Here is a 19,092-nt window from a genome sequence, read left to right as displayed (position 1 = left end):
GTGTATAAAAATATCACTGTGATGTACGTAAGTCGTCTCAGATCCTGTGGGGATATCGGTCATGCCCTGCGCAACGGCCCCAGGGAGCAGGTGCCAGGGATCGGTCTTGTGTGTTTTTTTCTTGTCATGCTTGGAGAGAAGACATGGATGCCTTGATTCGTTCTGCCCGGATACTGATGGTGGACGATGAATTTACCAATCTGCAGGTGTTACGCAAAATGCTGGAATCCCAGGGCTACTTCAATCTGACCGGAGTACAGGATTCGCGGCAGGTTGTCGAGCTGTATCAGGAGATCCGGCCCGATCTGGTGCTCCTTGACCTGAACATGCCCCATCGTGATGGCTACGGTGTTATGGAGGATCTACAATCCCTGGACGTGGCGGTTCGGGCCCCCATCGTGGTTCTGACCGCCCGGGCGGGGCGGGATTCCTTGTTGCAGGCCTTCCAGTGCGGTGCCCGCGATTACATCATGAAGCCCCTCGATATGGCGGAGTTGTTTGCCCGGGTTCGCACCACGCTTGAGGCACATCTTGCGCATAAAATGCTCCACGCCCAAAAGGAAACTCTGGACTGGATGGTCCAGGCCAGAACAGACGATCTTCTGCGGACCCGAATGCAGGTTATTCATCGCCTGGGCAGGGCAGCCGAGTACCGTGACAATGAGACAGGCCAGCATGTACTTCGGGTGAGCCATGGGGCGGCCTTGTTGGCCCGTCACGCAGGATGGGGCGAGACGGACTGTGAAATGCTTCTGGAGGCTGCCCCGATGCACGATGTGGGCAAGATCGGCATCCCCGACAAAATCCTGCTCAAACCGGGAGCGTTGACCGCCGGGGAGTGGAAGATCATGAAGCGTCACACCCTTATTGGTGCTGATCTGCTCTCCGGTGAAGACAACGAGTTGTTTCATCTGGCCCGAGAGATTGCCCTGGCGCACCATGAAAAATGGGACGGAAGCGGTTATCCCCGGGGGCTGGCGGGGGAATCAATCCCCCTCTCGGCACGTCTGGTTGCAGTGGTCGATGTTTTCGATGCCTTGACATCGGTTCGACCGTATAAAGATGCCTGGTCCGTGGAAGCCGCCACCCGCCTGATCCGTGATGAATCCGGCAGACACTTCGACCCCGATCTGGTAGCCTTGTTTGATCGCCTCCTGCCGGAGATTTGCGAGATACGGCAAAGATTCGCCGATCAGAACAACCACAGCGAGGTTCATCGTTATGAAAGTACGTGAGGAGGATTACCAGGCCTATCTCGAGGCATTGTTAGCTGGTGGCAAGAGCGAGTGCTATCGCCATGTGGAGGCGTGGCTCTCCGATGACATTGCAATTCGGGATTTGTATCGCCTTGTTTTTCATCGATCGCTTTACGAGGTCGGCCACTTGTGGGAGACAAACCAGATCTCCGTTGCAGTGGAGCATATTGCTACAGCCATCACGGAAAATCTTCTCTCTCTGGTGTATCCCCGCATCTTCGGGGCCGATCACTGTGGATGCAAGGCTGTTATATCCTGCATAGCCCACGAATATCACCAGTTGGGTGGAAAGATGGTGGCTGATATCTTTGAACTCCACGGGTGGGATGGCTATTTTTTGGGGGCCAATACACCGCTGGATCAGCTTTGCTCCATCGTGGAGGAGAAAGACCCCGACATTCTGGCTCTTTCCGTGAGTGTCGCCTCCCATCTGGCGGTTCTCGGAGGCATGATTTCTCATCTCCGGGAGCGCTATCCCTCCCTGCCTGTCCTTCTGGGCGGAAGGGCTTTTCAGAATGGAGGAGGTGAATCTCTTCCCGATGTTCCGGGCGTGTTCTATGTGGAATCCCTGGAAAAACTGGAAGAAATGATCACGGGGGGCGATTTATGCGACCTTCATCAGCCCGGCAGGAGCTTTCCATGAGACTTGCCGATTCCGGTGTCAGGGAAGAGCTCTTCCGGTTTTGCCTGGAAGAAGCGTCCTTCTACGTCCTCCTTCTGGATAGCCAGGGCACGGTGCTGGACGCCAACCGATACGCGGCGCAGCTTTTCGGTGAGGATCCCCGGGGAAGGCCCTTTTCCGAGATGACTCCCGGGTTTTCCCACGGCGATGACAGAACAGCCCTGGAGGAGCTTGCTCGAGCCCCGCAAATGATCACCGTTTCCTGTGGAGAGCATCTCCCCCAGACCTTGCAGGTCCGATTAGTGCCCCTTGGGGACAAGGGGTGGTTGTTTCTGGGGGAGTTGCCAGTGGAAGAGCTGGTGGGTTTGCAGCAAACCCTGACCAGCCTGAACGCCGAAGCCTCGAACCTGAACAGGGAACTCTATAAAAAGAATGCCGAGCTGAAAAAACTGAATGACCTGAAAAACCAGTTTGTGGGAATGGCCGCTCACGATCTCCGCAACCCCATCAGTGCTATCTTCAGTTTGAGTTCTTTTCTGCTGGATAACTCCGGCGAGGCTCTGAGTGATGATCAGTCCGAGTTGCTGGACATGATCAAGGCATCAAGTAATTTCATGTTGCGCCTTCTGGACGATCTTCTCACCTTGGCTCGCATAGAGATGGGGAAACTTAATCTTGACATCGAACTCCTTGAAATACAGCCATTCCTGCGGAAGATCATCAGGGTAAATCAAATCCTGGCTGATCGAAAGCAGATTACCCTTCACCTTGTTGCCTGTGACGAGGTGCCGCCCCTGGCGTTTGATGCCCTCAAAATTGAACAGGTTTTGAACAATCTCATATCAAATGCGGTGAAGTTTTCTCCCTCCGGTGAGTCCGTGGACATCGCCGTGCTTCGCGGCGCGGAGCAGGTAGTTTTTACCGTGAGTGATCGTGGTCCGGGGGTTCCCGAGGAGGACCAGCACAAGTTGTTCAAGGCTTTTGCCAAGATTTCGGTAAAACTTCCAGAGAACGAGACCAGCACAGGCTTGGGCCTCTCGATTGCCCAGAAAATTGTCCTGGGCCATCTGGGAACAATCTGGTACGAGCCTCGCCCCGGGGGAGGAAGCTCCTTCTGCTTTTCCCTTCCCCTCAAATCCGTTATTCCTCCGAAAAACTCTCCTGGCCAGAAGACCCATGGGCTGGAGTAAGGCGATATATCGCGCCTCCGCGCTGATCGGTTACCAGATATAGAAAGCCCTGAGGTGCCTGGGCAACGTCGCGGATCCTGCCCACGTGAGTGTCCAGGAGAACTTCCTCATGAATAACCGTCTCTCCTTCAAGAACGATGCGGCGAATCTGTTGTCCTGCCAAACCGCCGGCAAACAAATTCCCCTGCCAGCCGGGAAAGGCCTCTCCGGTGTAAAGAACCAGTCCCGATGGTGCCAGGGCAGGAGTCCAGTGAAGTACGGGCTGCTCCATTCCCGGGTGATGGGTTCCCTCTTGGGGGGGCTGCCCCGTGCGGTAGTCCACGCCATGGCTGATCACGGGCCAGCCGTAGTTCCGTCCAGGCTGGATCAGATTCAGCTCATCACCCCCGCGTGGGCCGTGTTCGGTCTGCCAGATTCTCCCTGTTTCTCTGTCTACGGTCATCCCCTGGGAGTTCCGGTTCCCCCAGGTGAAAAGCTCTGGTTGAACTCCCGGAGTGTTCGGCCAGGGGTTATCATCAGGTATCGAGCCATCATCCCGAATCCGGATGGTGCTGCCGGCGTGGTCCTTTCTATCCTGGGCCCGATTGCTCTCGCCTCTGTCTCCCAGAGTTGCCAAAAGCGTTCCATCGGGCAGAAAAGAGAGGCGCGAACCGAAGTGCCGTGTCCCCCGGGAGAAGCGGTTCATTCGGAAGATCTCCTCCCACTCCCGAATCGACAGGCCCTCAAGCCGTCCCCGGCCTATCGCGGTTCCGGATCCTCCCGGACCGGTGGTAACGTAGGAGAAGTAGAGGAGACTGTTTTCGTGAAAGTTCGGGTGGGGCTTCACGTCCAGAAGACCTCCCTGGCCGCCCGCCTGCACTGGGGGGAGTCCCGAGAGCTGGCGAAGCCCGGTTTCATCGAGTAAGTGAGCTCTCCCTGCTCGTTCTGTCACAATGGCAGTGCCATCAGGAAGGAAAGCAATGGCCCAGGGATGTTCCAGACCTGTGACGACTCTCTCCAGATAGAAGCCATGTTCCTGACTCGCGCCGCGCATCTCCCTGCGAGGGGTTTGTCCGGGAAGATCGACCTGTCCAAAAAGAACGATAATTGCCGCAGAAAAGAATACAAAAACTCTCATGAATAGAAGATACTATCGCTGTCGGGGAAAGGTACAGCTCGGTATCCCCGGAATGTGTAGCTTGCACTGAAAAAAATCGCTAGATTACCCCGAGGAGGAGTTCTTGGACATCACTCGTGACCCCATTCCGGCTTTGATCCGGCGCATCGCGGTCCCGGCAAGCCTGGGGTATTTCTTCAATACTCTCTTTAACGTCGTGGACACCTTCTACGCAGGACGGTTGTCCACAGATTCTCTGGCAGCGCTCTCCCTCTCGTTTCCGATATATTTCATCATCTTGAGCATTGCCATTGGTATCCAAAGCGGTGGCGCAGCCCTGATTGCCAACTCCCTGGGTGAGGGAAATCGCTCCCGGGCCGTTTTATACCAGTCTCAGGCGATTATCCTGGCCCTGGTGAGTACCGCCCTGGTGGCTGTTCCGCTTTTTTTTGCCCTGCCGCTGATCTTCCGCTTCTTTGGTGCCCAAGGCCGGGTTCTCGAGGGTGGACTTCGATATATGAGGGTCATTGTGGGAGGTTCCGTTCTCATCATTCTGGCCAATACAATAAATGCTGGTCTGCAAGCCCGGGGTAATACTCGTTCCTGGAGAAACCTCCTGATCGTCATGAGCCTCGCCAATCTGCTTCTTGATCCGGTGCTTATGTTTGGTCTGGAGTTTCGGGGAATCAGGGTGATTCCCCGCCTTGAGGAAGCGGGAACAGCTCTGGCCACGGTGATTCTCTTTGGTGTCGGCGGATGTTATGTGCTTCGCGAAGCCCGGAAGGCAGGAGCCTTCGAGGGGGCCAGGCAAAGCGACTTTTTTCCTCGCAGAGATATCCTGGGAGATCTTGTCAGACAGGCCTTGCCGGCGACACTAAACTTTCTGGTGATGACGCTGGGGTCTTTTGTTATCAATTTTTTCATCTCCCGTTTTGGAAGAGATCCTCTGGCGGCGTACGGAGCGGCCCTGCGGATCGAACAGATTGCCCTCTTGCCCCTTTTGGGGATTAATGTCGCTCTGGCCACGGTGGTAGCCCAGAACAACGGAGCGGGACGCCTCGATCGTGTGCAGGAATCCTTTTCCTGGTCCCTGCGGTGCGCCCTGGTTGTCACTGTGGCGGTTCTCACACCGGTGATTGCCCTGGCACCATTTCTGCTGAGGCTCTTTACAGAAAATGAGAGGGTGCTCCAGATTGGCCGCACCTACCTCTATATTCAGGTTCTCACCTTTTTCAGTTACATCCTTATCAACATGTGCAACTCGCTTCTTCAGGGACTGAAGAAACCCAGGATGATCGTCTGGGTTGCGCTCTACCGGCAGGCTCTGGCACCATTCCTGGTTTTTCCTTTCCTGGCCTTTTCCCTGGGGATGGAAGAGCGGGGCGTTTTCTGGGGGCTGGTTCTGGTTAACTGGAGTGCTGCCTGTTTCAGCCTTGTCTGGGCCAGATCGATCCTGAAAGGGCGCCTCCAGCTTCAAAAATTTCCCGAAGGGGCCTCCGATCGGGTGAACTGCTCCGCTTCGTCGGCATTGGCGAAAGAAAGAATCCCTGGCGGACAGTGAGCCGCGCAGACACCACAGCGCAGGCAGGCGGAATTGCTGAACTGCCCTTTGTCGTCAAAGGAGGTATACGGGCTGAGTTGCATGGGACAGACCCGCGCGCAAATGCCGCAGGAGATGCATTTTTCAGGGTTCGAGAGAGTAAGCTTCCTGTCCCGGGAGCGGTTGGCCTTCAGGGCTGTCCCGGCATTGTGAAGGACTTCTCCAAAGGTTCCCATCGGACAAACCGTGCACCAGGTCCGGGGGTTCAAAAAGGACAAGGTGATTCCTGCAACGGTGGGCATCGCCAGATACTGGATACCCATGAGGTCTCCCAGGCGATGCAGAAACTCCAGGTCGCCCCAGAGGGGCACGACCTGGCCAATGCGCAGGGCGAACATTACCATGTAGAGCGAAAAGAACCCCCATTTTGTCACCGGCGAAGTGAAGAAAGAGGGGATCTTCCTGTTGAGCGATAGGGGCAACATGAATCGGTCAAAGAGGCTGCCGTGGGGACACAGGCGGCCGCAAAAGAACCTTCCCTGAAAAAACCCGGTACCTGTGATGATTATCATGATACCAAGAACTCCCAGTCCAAGCAGCGGAAGATAGAGCGCGCCCAGGGCAAAAAGGGGCACCAGTAACCAGGATATCCGTCGTGTTCGCGAGAAAATCCGGTTCTTCTTCATGTAGTATCGGGGCTTTCCAGCCCCCGTGGATCGATTGCTTCGGGAGGGTTGGTTCATGAGTTTCATATGGATCGAAGCGTATTTCGGTTTTTAAATATTGTCAATCCCTAATATTGAATATTGAATATTTATTAACGGGATCGCTACCCCTGGTTCCCGAAGCGGTTCAGGTGGATCTTCTCCCGGAGAAGAGACGTTTCGGGATGAGGGAGGGGTGATTCTGCGGGATGCCCCACCGCTATAATCGCCAGGGCGTCGTAATGTGGAGGGATGTCCAGGACTTCGGCCAGGGCGTCCCGGGACGATCTTCCTGCAGAGTCGCTTCGGTTTCTGAGCTGTATCCAGCACGAGCCAAGACCAAGATTCTCGGCGGCGGACTGCACAGTCCAGGCGGCAATGGCACAGTCTTCAATCCAGACATCACAGGTCCGGGGATCGGCGATGATAACCATGGCGTAGGGAGCTTCTGCCAGAAAAGCCGAGCCGTGGACCTTAACCCGGGAAAGTTTGTGTATAATCCGGGAGTCGGTGACGGAGATGAACTCCCAAGGGCGCAGGGACCGCGAAGAGGGAGCCCGAAGAGCAGCTTCTTCCAGGATAGCCCGATGGGATTCGCAAATGGGAGTTTCGGTATATTTCCTGATCGTTCGTCGTGTTCTGAGCCAGTGAAAATAGTCCATAGCGGAGCATACCACGGGAAGATCTTCGCGTCTTCCCGTGGGCGTTCCCCGAAGGTTATCACCCCGCCAAAGGGGCGACAGGCTCAGAGGTAGAGTGTTCCCGCAGGTGATGATCCTGCGAAGATGAGTGCCCCCTTTCTGCACGAATAGAGAAGAGTGGAATTATTGTTCAGGGCATCGTAGTAGTTTTCGGCGTCAACCACGATGAAACTCGCTGGATTTCCGGGTTTTATTCCGTACTCATCTTCGCCAAGATGAAGTGCTTTTGCGGCATTTTCTGTGACAAGTTTGTAGGCCTCCATGATATCGTCGTACCCCATGAGTTGACACACATGGAGGCCCAGAAACACCACATCCCGCATATTGCCGTTTCCCAGGGGATACCAGGGGTCGAAGAGATCATCGTTTCCAAAGGCCACGTTTATTCCCTCTGCCATCAGTTCTTTCACACGTGTAATGCCTCGCCGCTTCGGGTAGGTGTCCATTCTTCCCTGCAAGTGGGTGTTCACCAGGGGATTGGCGATGAAATTGATCTTGCTCATCTTCAGGAGGCGCATGAGCCGTACCACATAGGCATTATTGTAGGAGTGCATGGCGGTGGTGTGGCTTGCCGTAACCCTGTCAAACAGTTCCATCTCCAGGGCTCGTGTGGCCACCGTCTCAAGTCCCCGAGACGCATCGTCGTCTATTTCATCGCAATGAATATCAACGAGTCTGTCATGTTTCTGAGCCAGTTCCATGGCAAAATTGAGGGATTCCACGCTGTACTCCCGGGTAAACTCAAAGTGTGGTATCCCTCCCACTGCGTCAGCCCCCAGCTCAACCGCTTTCTTCAACAACTCTTTTCCGCCGGGGTAGCTCAGAATCCCTTCCTGGGGAAAGGCAACAATCTGGATGTCCATGAGGTCTCTCAGATCGTCTCTGAGTTCCAGAATCGCCTCCAGTGCTATCAGTGAAGGATCTGTCACGTCCACGTGGGTTCGAACATGCTGGACACCCCGGGCTGCCTGCTTTCGGACGGCTCGCGTCACCCGGTCTTTTACATCTTTTTTCGAAAGCTTCTCTTTTCGCTTGCTCCAGCATTCGATTCCTTCAAAGAGGGTCCCGGAACGGTTCCACACGGGGTCTCCCGCCGTGAGGCAGGTATCCAGATGGATGTGTGCTTCCACATAGGGAGGGAGGGCAAGCTTTCCTCCGCAATCAATTGCTTCTTCTCCGGGCAACGGAGTGAGGTCGGGGGCAATCGTCTCAAAGATACCGTCCCTGGTTCGTATGTCCATCGGCTCCGTTGCGTTCTCAATATACAGGTTTCGTATCAGCATCGTCGTTCCCTTTCAGTGCCGGCAGGGGGAGTCAGGCCTTCTTCCCATAGATAAACGTATCGGCAATGAAATAGCAGATAAGGGCAACCGCCATGGCGTTCACAGCAGCGATCCCTGCACTCACAAAGTTTCCCGCCAGGGCTCCTGCAATGACTCCGATAATAGCTCCCCAGTTGACTGTCTGGTCAGGCGATGTGTCTTGAGTGTATTTATCGCGATGCATAAAGAAGTCCAGGGAAATAATAGCTCCCACAGGGGGGAGTGTTGCGTTGAGAAAGCTGAGCCATCCGATGAAGTTGAAATAGAGCCACATTGCTGTTGCCGTACCGATTGCGCCTGCGATCAGCACCATCGGTCGTTTGCGGATCTTTGTGATATTCGAGAGCCCCAAACCTGATGTATAGAGAGCGTTATCGTTGGTGGTCCAGATATTTGCTCCCAGTACCAGGATTGCCGGTATGGCAAGACCCTGGGCAATCATCACGTAGAAAATATCATCCATTCCGGTGAAGGCTCCCCCAACAGCTCCGAAGGCAAACATCAGGGTGTTCCCGATAAAGAAGGCAATAACCGTCGTAATGACTGCAATCTTGTGGGTTCGGGCAAAACGGACAAAGTTGGGAGTGGCTGTTCCCCCGCTTACAAAGGACCCGATAACCATGCCGACAGCAGCAAAGATGGTAAGATCACCCGCCGAGCGGGCAAAAATTGCCGTCAGCCCACCTCCGTGCACGGTGGCCGTCACCATGGAGTATATTCCAAGGACGGTGATGAGAGGGACAGAAATGAAACTGACTACCTCGAGCCCCTTGATCCCGAAGTAGGCCGATGCGGTCATGAGAATTCCTGCCAGGATCAGCAAGAGAACGGGGCTGATTCCCGAAAGTTCTGCCACAGGGAGCGCAAACATGGCCACCCCCACACCAAACCAGCCAATCTGGGTAAAACTGATGAGTGCCGATGGCAGGTAGGATCCAAGAGACCCGAACGACCGCTGTGCAAGCAGGTCGAGACTCAACCCTGTGGTGCTTCCGATGTAGGCCAGGATACCGGTGTACGCGCCAAGGATTACCCCTCCGATAAGAATGGCCCAGAGAAAGCCCGTGAGATCCAGGCCGTTTCCGAGGTTGGCACCGACACTCATGCTTGCCGAGAAATAGGTGAAGCCAAGCATGATTACAAACATTGGCCAAAAACCCTTGCGGGCTGTAGTCGGAACCATTTCGAGGGAATAATCGGTATCTACGTGCTGCGGCCTGGTATTGTCCATGATCGGAACCTCCTCAGGAATTTGGGATGTAACTAGTTACATCCCTTCTTTTACATATACAAGTGAATGTCCCTGTTGTCAACGTATTTCTGGGATCTTTCTTTTTCGGCTAGAGATGGTATGCTTGAGGCATATGGCAAGGGCGATATGGGTGTGAATATCAAAGGCATCGCGGAAATGGCGGGTGTCTCCGTGGCGACAATATCACGCGTTCTGAACCACCCGGAAAAGGTTCTTCCCGAGACCCGTCAACGGGTCCTTGAGATCATGCGGGAACAGGACTATACCCCCAACTGGTTCGCTCGGGGCCTCAATCGTGCCAGGACTCATACGATCGCTCTGGTTGTTCCCAACATAGAGAACAGCACCTGCCAAAAGATCATCTCCGGGATCGAAACGGTGGCGTACAACAAACAGAGTACGGTTTTTCTCTGTAATACCCGGAACGATCCCGAGGCACTGTGTTCCTACCTGAAGATGATGCTATCCCGCCGGGTTGACGGGATTATACTGGTGACCCCTTTGCTGAAGGCCGAGGCAGAACAGATGCTTTCCGATCCCTCCGTGCCATCAGTGTACGTCGGAAAATATCCTGTCCGGGGGAGAGAGACGATCTGCTACCTGGATTATGAGGAAGGGGTAGGGCGTCTTGCGGATCATCTCACAGGGTTGGGGCACCATTCGATCGATCTCTTGCGTGACACCGTCAGAAATTATGAGACCGATTCCATGGAGGAGGGGTTCCACGAGGCCCGGGATAAATATGGTTTCACCGGAGTGGTCCATGAAGCAGAAAATACTATCCAGGGCGGATACATCGCTGCCCGAAAAATACTGACCCGTGGTGAATTGCCCGACGCCCTGATCACGGCAAGCCATGACCAGGCCTTTGGCGTCATCAAGGCAGCGCACGATCTGGACATCTCCATACCCGGAAAACTGGCTCTCTCGGCTATGACCAATTCTGATATGTGTTCCATTGTCTCGCCGGGCCTCACATCCCTGGAACAACCGGCTTTGCGTCTTGGTATGGTCGCAGCCAGAATGCTCTTCGACAGGATCGAAAACGAAGAGTTTGCTCTCGATGTCCCTCAAAAAGTAATTTTGCAGTCAACTCTAAAGATTAGAGCATCCTGTGGGAACACAAAACATATTTATGAGATTCACGATTAAATGAACGAGGGGACGTATAGCGTATGCCAAAGCCTGTAGAGATCATGGGACTTCAGCTCAAGAACCCGATTCTCGTTGCTGCAGGGCCCTGGGCACGGGATGGCGTGTCGATTCAGCGGTGTCTTGACGCAGGAGCCAGTGCGGTTATAACCGAAACGGTCACTCTTGAGGCAAATAACAACATTTGTCCCCGGTTATATTTCAAGGATGGCCGAACATTCAACACAAAACTCTATTCTCATCTTCACTTGGAGCAGTGGGAGGATGAGGTGGAGAAAGTGTCCAAAAAAGACGGGAAACTAATTTTCAGCATCTGGGGGGCATCGGCGTCGGAGCTCTCCTATCTGGCAAAAAAGGTGGAGTGCCTTGGTGCCGATGCAATCGAGATCAGCATTTCCGCTCCGATAGGAACGCGGAACCAGGCAATTCACAATCATTCACCCTATACACAGGACTGTATAAAGGCCGTGGTTGACGTGGTTGATATCCCGGTTATGGTGAAGCTTTCCTACGAAGCGGCAATTTCACCAGACTTCACCCGCTCTATTGCCGATGCTGGAGTAACAGCTGTGAGCGCAATCGACGCATTGAAGGGGCTGATGGGCGTCAGAATCGCAGACAGAAAAGCAGAGATGCCCACCTACGGAGGGTACACCGGTGGGCAGATTCGGCCCGTTGCGCTTGCGACCACGGCAACGTTGAAGCAATATACTTCGTTCCAGATTTGCAGCGTCGGGGGGATTGTCAACTACGAACATATTCTGGAGTTTCTCATGCTGGGGGCTCAGGCTGTCCAGCTCGCCTCGGTTATTCAGCTCGAAGGATACGACGTAATAGGGCAGGTGCTTCGTGATTTGGAAGGATGGCTTGCATCCCAAGGGATCGACGATTATGCCGAGATGAGAGGATCGGCCCTGGCAAGTCTGAGCCCCTTCGAGGATATCAGCCCGGCGCCTCTCACGGCACGGCTGACTGAGGAGTGCAGGGAGTCCTGTGACGTATGCCTCCGGGGGTGCATCTATCATGCCATTAATCGGGACGAGCGAGGGGATATCCGGATAGTTCCGTCGGTTTGTACTGGCTGCGGGTGGTGTGTGGCGCGCTGTCCCCTGAACAAACTCAAGCTGTGCTGGGAGTAAAGGGGCGGGGGGCAGGAAGATATTCCCCGTTCTGCAGTGTGTCTCCGGCGATACCTGCCAGGGGTGAGTACCTCTGGCAGGATCAGACGGTTGTGAATCAGGAAGCTGAGTCGGCTGCCTCGAAAGCGGCCCGTTCTGCCATCAGTTTCTTCCAGGCGTACATGGCCAGGGCTGCCCCGATGACGCCGTAGGCAAGAAAGACCCGGAAGTATTCACCTACCTGGGCGTTGCCAAAGAGGGTCTGCGCCGCCAGAGGTGAAATGATAAAGAGCGAGTGAAAGAGGATCGTGCCCAGCACAGCGTGGCCGATATTTGCCTTTACCACCGTGGCGCCCCCGATGAGAATCGAGGCAACGGCGAACAAACCGGTCTGCTCGTGGGCGCCGTAGGTGCTGAAAACGCCCATATTCTGAATGAACATGATCTGCCCGAACCCGGCAAAAACTGTGGACAGAATGATCGCGATCAGGCGAACCTGGTCTACCTTGATGCCCGAGACAAGAGCGATGTGCTGGTCCTGGCCGACAGCCTTGAAGTCTTGTCCAAGTTTGGTGCGCAGAACAAAGGCCGTAAAGAGGCAGAGAAGACCGATCATGCCAAAGGTCACCATGGGAATTCTCTGGTTTCCGGTCATGGTCGGGCTCAGTACTTCTGTCAGGCCCCAGAGGAAAAAGAGAGCCGCGATTCCCGATACGACCAGGTGCTTCTGTAGCCGTTCCCGGCGGAGATACCGGAAGAGGTTCAGGGCGATCACCCCGGCCGCACAGAGCACTGTGAAATGGGAGAGCTTCATTTGCCATAGATGATCAAGGCCGTATTTCAGGCCCATCACGTCGATGGAGACCCGCAGGCCCACTCCGGAGCTCAAGACCATATCGGGGTTGTCCATGGGGATGATGGTGCCAATAAAGACCAGAAGGATGAGCTGGTAGATTCCCAGAGCAAAAAACCCCAGGATCAGTCCGGAGATCATCTCCTTTCCCTTGGACCGGTTAAACAGTTTTCCCGTAAGGTACCCGAAGAGTACATTCATGGGGAGAGAGAGCACCATTGCCCCCATTACCCCGCCGAAACCTGCAAACCCCCAGTGGGTTGCCATGATCAGAGCGAACTGAGCGCCCATTGCCCCAAGAACGACGGCAAAGTTCAGCCCCATCCCTGCAACTACAGGGATAATGAGTGCCAGGACGATAAACATATTCCGTGCTATGCGGCTGATCAGGTCGTTCACGAAGAAGGGCAACGACAGATTGGAGAGGTAAAATCCCCCGATACAGAGGAAAGAGAAGACCAGTATAACCATGTGATTGGTTACGAACGTTTTAATTGTCGATCCGATTTGAAACTTGCTTGCCATGGTTGTTACCCTTGCGTTGAGGTCTGAGCCAGTGCGTAGAGGATGATCCCGTTCTGGATGATCAGGCGGGTGATCTCTGCTACGTTCGATACACTACCGGCGATCTCGTTTGCCACAGGTTGGGCTGTCACCAGAATGCTCTGGAACAGAAAGGTTCCAAGAATGACGTTAAAGATCGACGCTTTCTTGATGGTGGCTCCCCCTATGAGAATACAGGCTACGGCAGGGAATCCCATCATGAGAGGCGCCTGGTAGAGTTGGATAAAGCCAAAACTTTGAGCGTATACCACAATGCCAACGGCACCAGCCACGGTAGACATGATGGTTCCCATGATCCGGTAGCGGTCCACCGAGATGCCACAGGACTCGGCAAAGCGGGGGTTGTCGCCTGCTGCAAGCATGGCCGAACCGCTTTTGGTGCGGAAATAAAACCAGTAGATGAAGCAGACAAATCCAATAAAGAGAAGCAGGCCCGTGGGAATTGTCAGATCACCGATGTTGAACTGCCAGAAATTATTGAGGATCTGGGAGAACCGTCGCTCGATGCTGATGGTTACACGCACACCCACGCCGATGGGCCAGGCCATCTCGGGGGCGTTGAAAGGAAGCACCAGCCACCCGATCGACATGAGGGAGACCATGGCGAAACCGGTGTAGGTGGAGACCATCATTTCCGAACCCTTTACACGGTTCAGGAGCATCCCGTAGAGAAAGCCAAAGAGCACTGCCACAGGCATGGCAAAAATGATGGACATGAGGAAGCCCGCAAAGCCGCTGAAATCGGTCTCGATACTTACAAGCATTCCCACCAGTCCAGCCAGAATTCCGATTGAAAGGCCGAAATTGAGGCCGATGCCACAGCGGATTCCCGGCAGCATTGCCAGGGCAAGGATAACCCACATGCCGGTTCGAACCACGCAGTCGTAGAGAAGATCGGAGAAGGGGATGCCCACCGCCGTCGCGGTGACCCAGAGGCCGATCAGAAATAGCACGATGATGATTCTCGGAATGCCGAAAGATTTTAGAGCGTCTAGAATCCGGTCTTTCACGATGCACTCCCCTTCAGTGTTTCAATACGCTTTCCGCCCATGAGGAGGCCGAATTTTACGTCGTCGTCGTCGGAGCGCAAGATTCCTGCTACCTCTCCATTGTCGATAATTGCAATCCGATCACTGATGGTTTTTAACTCGGCAAGCTCCGAGGAAGTCATGATGATCGTGATCTTATGCTCTTTATTCATTTTTACGAGGGTGTCAAGAACCAGCTTTTTTGCGCCAATATCGATTCCCCGAGTGGGCTCCGATACAAAGAGAATCCGCGGCCCGAAGGTCAGGGCCTTGGCAAGACAAACCTTCTGCTGGTTTCCTCCGCTGAGATTGCGAACAGCCTGCTTTGGTCCGTAGCAACGAATGTCCAGCTCCTTAATCATCTTTCGTGCATTTTCACGGACCTGGGAATACTGAACCTGGTTGATACCGAGAATCCCCCGGAGAAACCGTAGCTTGCTTTCGATCGAGGGCATGGCAATATTGAGCTCGATCGAGAGGTCCAGAAGCAGGCCGATCCCTTTTCTGTCTTCGGAGACAAAGAACATGTCTCTCTGCAGAGCGTCTCGAGGGGCGTTGAGGGGAAGGTCGTCACCGAAGACCTGGACAGAGCCCTTGGCCGGATAGAGCCCCATGATACCGTTGGCGATTCCGATTTTTCCCTGGCCTGCCAGGCCCCCGATGCCAAAAATCTCACCCTCGTAGATGTCGAGATTCACCTTTCGGACTTCTTCGCCCGGCATGAAGACCCGGAGGTTCTGCACCGAGAGCGCCTTGGCCCGGCTGGAATGGTCGGTGATCGTTTTATCGAACTGCTTTCCAACCCGGTGTCCCACCATTAGTTCTGCCAGTTCATAGAGGTTGGTCTCGGAGGTTTTTCTGGCTCCCGCCAGTTTCCCGTCCCGCAGAACGGTGATGTTGTCAGCGATTCGAATGACTTCTTCAAGGCGGTGGGTGATGAAGAGGATCGCCACACCGGAGTCGGCCAGTTTCTGCATGGCCTGAAGCAAGGTATCGGCTTCGCCCTCGGTGAGGACCGCCGTGGGTTCGTCAAAGACCAGGAGCTTGATGTTGTCCTTGTCGATCTCTCGGGCGATCTCAACGAATTGCTTGTAGCCCACGGGCAGGCGGGAGACGGGGCCTTTTTCATCAATGTCGATGTTCAAGCGATCCAGAGAACGGCGGGAATCACCGTTCATGGTCTTGTAATCGAGGACTTCCAGGGTCTGTCCCAGAAATCGGCTTGTAACGTTGGGGCGGGTTTTTTCACGATTCAGTTTTATGTTCTCCGACACCGTGAAGTTGGGAATAAGCATGAATTCCTGATGAACCATGCCGATACCCCTCTTCATAGCCTCGAAGGGGCTCTGGAAGGCCACGTCCTGGCCGTCGAACCGTATCTTCCCGGTGAAGCCGCCGGTCGAATGGATCACGGGCATCCCGAAGAGGATGTTCATGAGGGTCGATTTTCCGGCTCCGTTCTCACCGAGCAGGGCGTGGATTTCGCCCGGAACGAGCGATAGATCAATGTTTGACAATACCTCGTTTTTGGCGAACGACTTGGAGACGCCGCTCATCTCGAGTATAGGTTGACGTTGCAAAGCAAACTCCCAATGGTCGGTGCTTCTTGGCACACCGGGATAAGGATATAGATCCAGAACACGCGGCCCCGTGGGGCCGCGTGTTGCTGAAAAACGGTATCAGTATATCAGAAAATGTGGTGATCGAGCAGTACGAGATAAAAGTTGGAATGATCACCATAGGTAGAGAGGTCAGCGCCGCCGGTTATCTCGATGAACTTCTGGCGCATTGCTGCATCGTCGACCTTACCCGATGTGCGACCCTGGATGTAGTCTACCGCGTAGTAGGTGCCAGCCTGGATCATGGCCATGTTGATGGGAGCGGGCCAGGTGGCTACGCGGCCCTGCATGTCTGCTTCGGCCACGGCGTTGCCGATTTCGCCCATGATCCACTCCAGGTTCCCCTGCTTGTCTGAAGGTACGGAAATTCCCAGGGCACCGGGCATGGCATGGTAGGGCGAGGGGCAGCACTGGACCGGGAAGATCGCCTTGTTGGAGACGGTCTGCCGGATCAGGGGCTCCATCATGGAGCAGTTGGTTCCAAAGAAGGCGGTGTCTTTTCCAAGACGAGCTACCTGGCGGGATACATCCTCGTTGATGAACTGCTGCGTTCCCGGTACACCGGCGTCGCCTGTGGGGTCCGGAGCGTCCACCTCGACAAAACGCATTCCCAGCTGTTCTGCCCGCTCTTTCATCAGATCCCGGCGCTGGGCCAGAAACTCGATGGACATATGGCGGGGAAAGCTGTAATGGACCAGGGTTTCTGCGCCCATGTTGTTGGCGTGTTCGGCGATCTGGTATCCCCGGCCGATGTTGTTGGTGTCAAAGACGATGTCTCCCCGGCGGGCAATCAGGTCGGGATCTTCCTGGGGTGCGCCGAGAATGATCAGGATGTCGGGACGGACTTCCCGGACCCGGTCGACAGCTGCTGCGGTGCCAGGAACAGCCTGGACCATCACAATTGCTTTCATGGCCGGATCCGATGCCAGGGCCATCATCTGGGAGATTGTGGTCTCCTGTTCCTGCATGAAGCGGTCGGGATAGGTCCGGATTTCGATGTGCTCGGCTCCGAACTCCTGCTGCATCTGCTCTGCCATGCGGTATTCTTCTTCGTTCTGCGTTACCGTACCAGTGAGGATGCCGATCTTCCAGGCGTCGGCCGATGCTTCCTGCCGGCCGCCGGCGAAAACCGTCGAGGTTGCTAGGGCCGCGAGGACCATAAAACCAAAGATTCTTTTCATGGGGGTCTCCTTTTGTTCCCGTTTAAACGGGCTGATTCGCTATTTTACTGTAAGGCGGTGTTTTTGGGTAGGCGTGATATAGTAATACGCTGAAAATTATTCATCTTTTATTCATCTTTTATTCATCTTTTATTCATCAGTTACGCATGGGGCCGGGGCGATGGGGCTTTGCGGGGGTGATGAGCCGTGGCGACATCTTTTTTCATGTGCCAGGTGGAAGGGAATAAAAAAACCTGCCGATACACTGTACCGACAGGTTTGAACGCTCCCCCGGCTGGACTCGAACCAACGACAAGGTGATTAACAGTCACCCGCTCTACCAGCTGAGCTACAGGGGATCAAACGATGTTGGTGGGAATATATCGGCCATCCCTGTTTGTGTCAAGCCCTCATTCCGTCGGGTTTTCCGGTTTTTCTCCCGTGCCGAAAAGGGTAGGGTTGAACGATCAGGGCCGCGCCTCAAAGGGGATCATCTCGATCCCGTGGCTTCCTGCCCGGACCTCTACCTGAACGATCTGGAGGGTGTCGCCCTCCTCGGTAACAAGTTGATAGACCTTGCGGGTTCTCACCAGATCGCGGATGCGAAACTCGTAGAAGTGGGACGGGCTTTCACCTGGCGAGGTAATGAGGAGAAACTTCGTCTCGTCGTAGGGGTGCTTTCGTACAGATCCCTCGTAGGGAACAGTGGGGCCGGCATACCGTTCCGCCTCGGAGGAACGGACGATCTCGTGGAGTTCCTGTGTGGTCAAATAGGCTTGCGGTGTCATACCCCGATTCTACGATATTCCGGGCAAATCTGCAAAGCCGGATCGTATCTTGGCGGCCCTTTTCCGGAAAGATTACTCCGAGGATTTGGCCTGTCAGTGCCAAAGGCGGCCGTGCCGACAAATCAGGACGAGAATTCCCTTCCTTATGATTTAGGTTCGTCTTCACAGACAGTTCTGGCAAGGTGGGATCTATCCGTGAAGACCGTATCGGGAAAAAAGATGAACAGAAATGAATTCTCGGGAATCTCTGGCAGGAAGGGATTCTCGTCGCTGAGACTGCGTATGGTGACACTCTTCGGGGGGGCGGCTGTGCTCCTGTTGATGGCTATGGGGTCCTATCTGATTTGGCGAGTGTCTACCGTCCAGCGCGGGACCGTTATGGCCATGGCTGATCAAATCGTGGAGGCCCGCAGCGCTGAGGTGCAACGCTGGCTTGAAGGGCATCTTCAGGAGATGCGGGGGTGGAGCAGTCTGAACATTCTTCGCACTGGTGATCTCGAAGAGATCGCTCATTATTTGAAGGGTCGCCAGGATACACTCCATCCGGAGCACGAGAACGTCTATTTTGTTGATACCCGGGGTCAGACAGTCTCCAGCGATGGTTTTCGGGGAAACCTCCTGGAGCGACGCTACATTCGGGAGGTTCTGGCGGGAACCGATTACGCCATAAGCAATGGTCTGGAAAGCGCTTCCACAGGACAAGCCGTTATGGCTGTCGCCCACGCTGTAAAAAATGACCGGGGAGATCTGGTGGGGGCTGTAGGCGCCGCCGTTTCTCTCGACGTTTTGAGCGAACTTACCCAGGATATGAGTTTCGGAGAGGGCGGCTACGGGGCGGTAATCGGTGGTGACGGTGTGGTGATAGGCCATCCCAACCGAGCGGTGGTGATGAGTCTGGATATCACCAACGCCCCGGACTGGCCCGGCATGGAGGCGATCGGCCGGGGGGTAACCCGGGGCGAGCGGGGCGCAGAGTATTTCACCAACCTCCGGGGGCTGCGTCACCTGGGAATCTACTCCCCCATTATCGGGTCCCCCCGGTGGGGCGTGGTCTACATCCTTCCCATAGCCGACCTGAACGCTCCCGTCCAGGAGCTCACGGGGATTATCACCACGATCTTTCTGCT

At 54.8% G+C, this 19,092-nt stretch carries 17 protein-coding genes and 1 tRNA gene; 7 read left to right on the top strand and 11 right to left on the bottom strand.

Translation table 11 applies throughout. From position 1 onward, the window contains the following. Positions 1-143 precede the first annotated feature (143 nt). Genes BW950_RS12995 through BW950_RS12985 form a run of 3 tightly spaced genes read left to right on the top strand, consistent with a single transcriptional unit; the run spans position 144 to position 3,068 of the window. On the top strand, positions 144-1,235 hold the full coding sequence (locus BW950_RS12995) for an HD domain-containing phosphohydrolase (protein WP_076489740.1): 1,092 nt from the start codon (positions 144-146) through the stop codon (positions 1,233-1,235). Then, complete coding sequence (locus tag BW950_RS12990; RefSeq protein WP_076489739.1) at positions 1,222-1,899, top strand: cobalamin B12-binding domain-containing protein; 678 nt, start codon at positions 1,222-1,224, stop codon at positions 1,897-1,899. Before BW950_RS12995 ends, BW950_RS12990 begins: the two co-directional genes overlap by 14 nt. After that, positions 1,863-3,068, top strand: coding sequence for a sensor histidine kinase (locus BW950_RS12985; RefSeq protein ID WP_083944018.1), 1,206 nt, complete (start codon positions 1,863-1,865; stop codon positions 3,066-3,068). Before BW950_RS12990 ends, BW950_RS12985 begins: the two co-directional genes overlap by 37 nt. Here BW950_RS12985 and BW950_RS12980 read toward each other — a convergent pair. Then, positions 3,019-4,185 carry a PQQ-dependent sugar dehydrogenase gene (locus tag BW950_RS12980; protein WP_076489737.1) on the bottom strand — a complete coding sequence of 389 codons (1,167 nt, stop codon included), beginning with the start codon at positions 4,183-4,185 and terminating at the stop codon, positions 3,019-3,021. The genes BW950_RS12985 and BW950_RS12980 overlap by 50 nt on opposite strands. Before the next feature lie 103 nt (positions 4,186-4,288). On the opposite strand from BW950_RS12980, the gene BW950_RS12975 reads away from it, so the two are divergent. Beyond that, positions 4,289-5,725 (top strand): MATE family efflux transporter, encoded by a 1,437-nt coding sequence (locus tag BW950_RS12975; protein ID WP_076489736.1) that lies wholly within the window; start codon positions 4,289-4,291, stop codon positions 5,723-5,725. Here BW950_RS12975 and BW950_RS12970 read toward each other — a convergent pair. The 4 genes from BW950_RS12970 to codB all read right to left on the bottom strand — a co-directional run bounded on the left by BW950_RS12970 (position 5,638) and on the right by codB (position 9,662). Then, positions 5,638-6,456: a 4Fe-4S binding protein gene (locus BW950_RS12970; protein WP_083944017.1), complete on the bottom strand. Its 819-nt coding sequence runs from the start codon at positions 6,454-6,456 to the stop codon at positions 5,638-5,640. The genes BW950_RS12975 and BW950_RS12970 overlap by 88 nt on opposite strands. A 77-nt stretch (positions 6,457-6,533) precedes the next feature. After that, a complete protein-coding gene (locus BW950_RS12965) occupies positions 6,534-7,070 on the bottom strand; it encodes a nitroreductase family protein (RefSeq protein ID WP_076489735.1) in 537 nt (178 codons plus the stop codon). A gap of 83 nt (positions 7,071-7,153) precedes the next feature. Further along, positions 7,154-8,392 carry a cytosine deaminase gene (gene codA, locus BW950_RS12960; protein ID WP_076489734.1) on the bottom strand — a complete coding sequence of 413 codons (1,239 nt, stop codon included), beginning with the start codon at positions 8,390-8,392 and terminating at the stop codon, positions 7,154-7,156. 31 nt (positions 8,393-8,423) lie between these two features. Continuing rightward, positions 8,424-9,662, bottom strand: coding sequence for a cytosine permease (gene codB, locus BW950_RS12955; RefSeq protein WP_076489733.1), 1,239 nt, complete (start codon positions 9,660-9,662; stop codon positions 8,424-8,426). Positions 9,663-9,782: 120 nt separating this feature from the next. Here codB and BW950_RS12950 point away from each other — a divergent pair, with 120 nt between their 5' ends. After that, a complete protein-coding gene (locus BW950_RS12950; RefSeq protein ID WP_076489732.1) occupies positions 9,783-10,835 on the top strand; it encodes a LacI family DNA-binding transcriptional regulator in 1,053 nt (350 codons plus the stop codon). A 23-nt stretch (positions 10,836-10,858) separates the two neighbouring features. Next, positions 10,859-11,974: a dihydroorotate dehydrogenase gene (locus tag BW950_RS12945; protein WP_234969113.1), complete on the top strand. Its 1,116-nt coding sequence runs from the start codon at positions 10,859-10,861 to the stop codon at positions 11,972-11,974. A gap of 97 nt (positions 11,975-12,071) precedes the next feature. Here the strand turns inward: BW950_RS12945 and BW950_RS12940 are convergent, their stop codons facing one another. The 6 genes from BW950_RS12940 to BW950_RS12915 form a co-directional block, all read right to left on the bottom strand. Beyond that, positions 12,072-13,331, bottom strand: coding sequence for an ABC transporter permease subunit (locus BW950_RS12940; protein ID WP_076489731.1), 1,260 nt, complete (start codon positions 13,329-13,331; stop codon positions 12,072-12,074). A 5-nt stretch (positions 13,332-13,336) separates the two neighbouring features. Next, a complete protein-coding gene (locus tag BW950_RS12935) occupies positions 13,337-14,380 on the bottom strand; it encodes an ABC transporter permease subunit (protein ID WP_076489730.1) in 1,044 nt (347 codons plus the stop codon). Next, positions 14,377-15,978, bottom strand: coding sequence for a sugar ABC transporter ATP-binding protein (locus tag BW950_RS12930; protein WP_499697569.1), 1,602 nt, complete (start codon positions 15,976-15,978; stop codon positions 14,377-14,379). The genes BW950_RS12935 and BW950_RS12930 overlap by 4 nt, the downstream gene beginning before the upstream one ends. A 107-nt stretch (positions 15,979-16,085) precedes the next feature. After that, on the bottom strand, positions 16,086-17,198 hold the full coding sequence (locus tag BW950_RS12925; protein WP_076489728.1) for a DUF3798 domain-containing protein: 1,113 nt from the start codon (positions 17,196-17,198) through the stop codon (positions 16,086-16,088). A gap of 265 nt (positions 17,199-17,463) precedes the next feature. Then, positions 17,464-17,536: transfer RNA gene (locus BW950_RS12920), tRNA-Asn, on the bottom strand. A gap of 108 nt (positions 17,537-17,644) precedes the next feature. Continuing rightward, positions 17,645-17,965 (bottom strand): hypothetical protein, encoded by a 321-nt coding sequence (locus BW950_RS12915; RefSeq protein WP_076489727.1) that lies wholly within the window; start codon positions 17,963-17,965, stop codon positions 17,645-17,647. Positions 17,966-18,184: 219 nt separating this feature from the next. Between BW950_RS12915 and BW950_RS12910 the strand changes: the two genes are divergently transcribed. Further along, positions 18,185-19,092, top strand: a 908-nt coding sequence (locus BW950_RS12910; protein ID WP_200796834.1) for a cache domain-containing protein, incomplete at its 3' end; no start/stop codon positions are given.

The organism is Alkalispirochaeta americana (assembly GCF_900156105.1).
Classification (GTDB): Bacteria; Spirochaetota; Spirochaetia; order DSM-27196; family Alkalispirochaetaceae; genus Alkalispirochaeta; species Alkalispirochaeta americana.
The sequence above is the reverse complement of the archived record's forward strand: the minus strand, read 5'-3'. Positions and strand labels throughout refer to the sequence as shown.

Bases quoted from the DNA above. Each gene is read 5' to 3' on its own strand.
- BW950_RS12945 (WP_234969113.1), top strand. From the start codon at position 10,859: ATGCCAAAGCCTGTAGAGATCATGGGACTTCAGCTCAAGAACCCGATT.
- BW950_RS12915 (WP_076489727.1), bottom strand. From the start codon at position 17,965: ATGACACCGCAAGCCTATTTGACCACACAGGAACTCCACGAGATCGTC.
- BW950_RS12980 (WP_076489737.1), bottom strand. From the start codon at position 4,185: ATGAGAGTTTTTGTATTCTTTTCTGCGGCAATTATCGTTCTTTTTGGA.
- BW950_RS12995 (WP_076489740.1), top strand. From the start codon at position 144: ATGGATGCCTTGATTCGTTCTGCCCGGATACTGATGGTGGACGATGAA.
- BW950_RS12965 (WP_076489735.1), bottom strand. From the start codon at position 7,070: ATGGACTATTTTCACTGGCTCAGAACACGACGAACGATCAGGAAATAT.
- BW950_RS12925 (WP_076489728.1), bottom strand. From the start codon at position 17,198: ATGAAAAGAATCTTTGGTTTTATGGTCCTCGCGGCCCTAGCAACCTCG.
- BW950_RS12990 (WP_076489739.1), top strand. From the start codon at position 1,222: ATGAAAGTACGTGAGGAGGATTACCAGGCCTATCTCGAGGCATTGTTA.
- BW950_RS12940 (WP_076489731.1), bottom strand. From the start codon at position 13,331: ATGGCAAGCAAGTTTCAAATCGGATCGACAATTAAAACGTTCGTAACC.
- BW950_RS12950 (WP_076489732.1), top strand. From the start codon at position 9,783: ATGCTTGAGGCATATGGCAAGGGCGATATGGGTGTGAATATCAAAGGC.
- BW950_RS12985 (WP_083944018.1), top strand. From the start codon at position 1,863: ATGCGACCTTCATCAGCCCGGCAGGAGCTTTCCATGAGACTTGCCGAT.
- codB (WP_076489733.1), bottom strand. From the start codon at position 9,662: ATGGACAATACCAGGCCGCAGCACGTAGATACCGATTATTCCCTCGAA.
- codA (WP_076489734.1), bottom strand. From the start codon at position 8,392: ATGCTGATACGAAACCTGTATATTGAGAACGCAACGGAGCCGATGGAC.
- BW950_RS12970 (WP_083944017.1), bottom strand. From the start codon at position 6,456: ATGAAACTCATGAACCAACCCTCCCGAAGCAATCGATCCACGGGGGCT.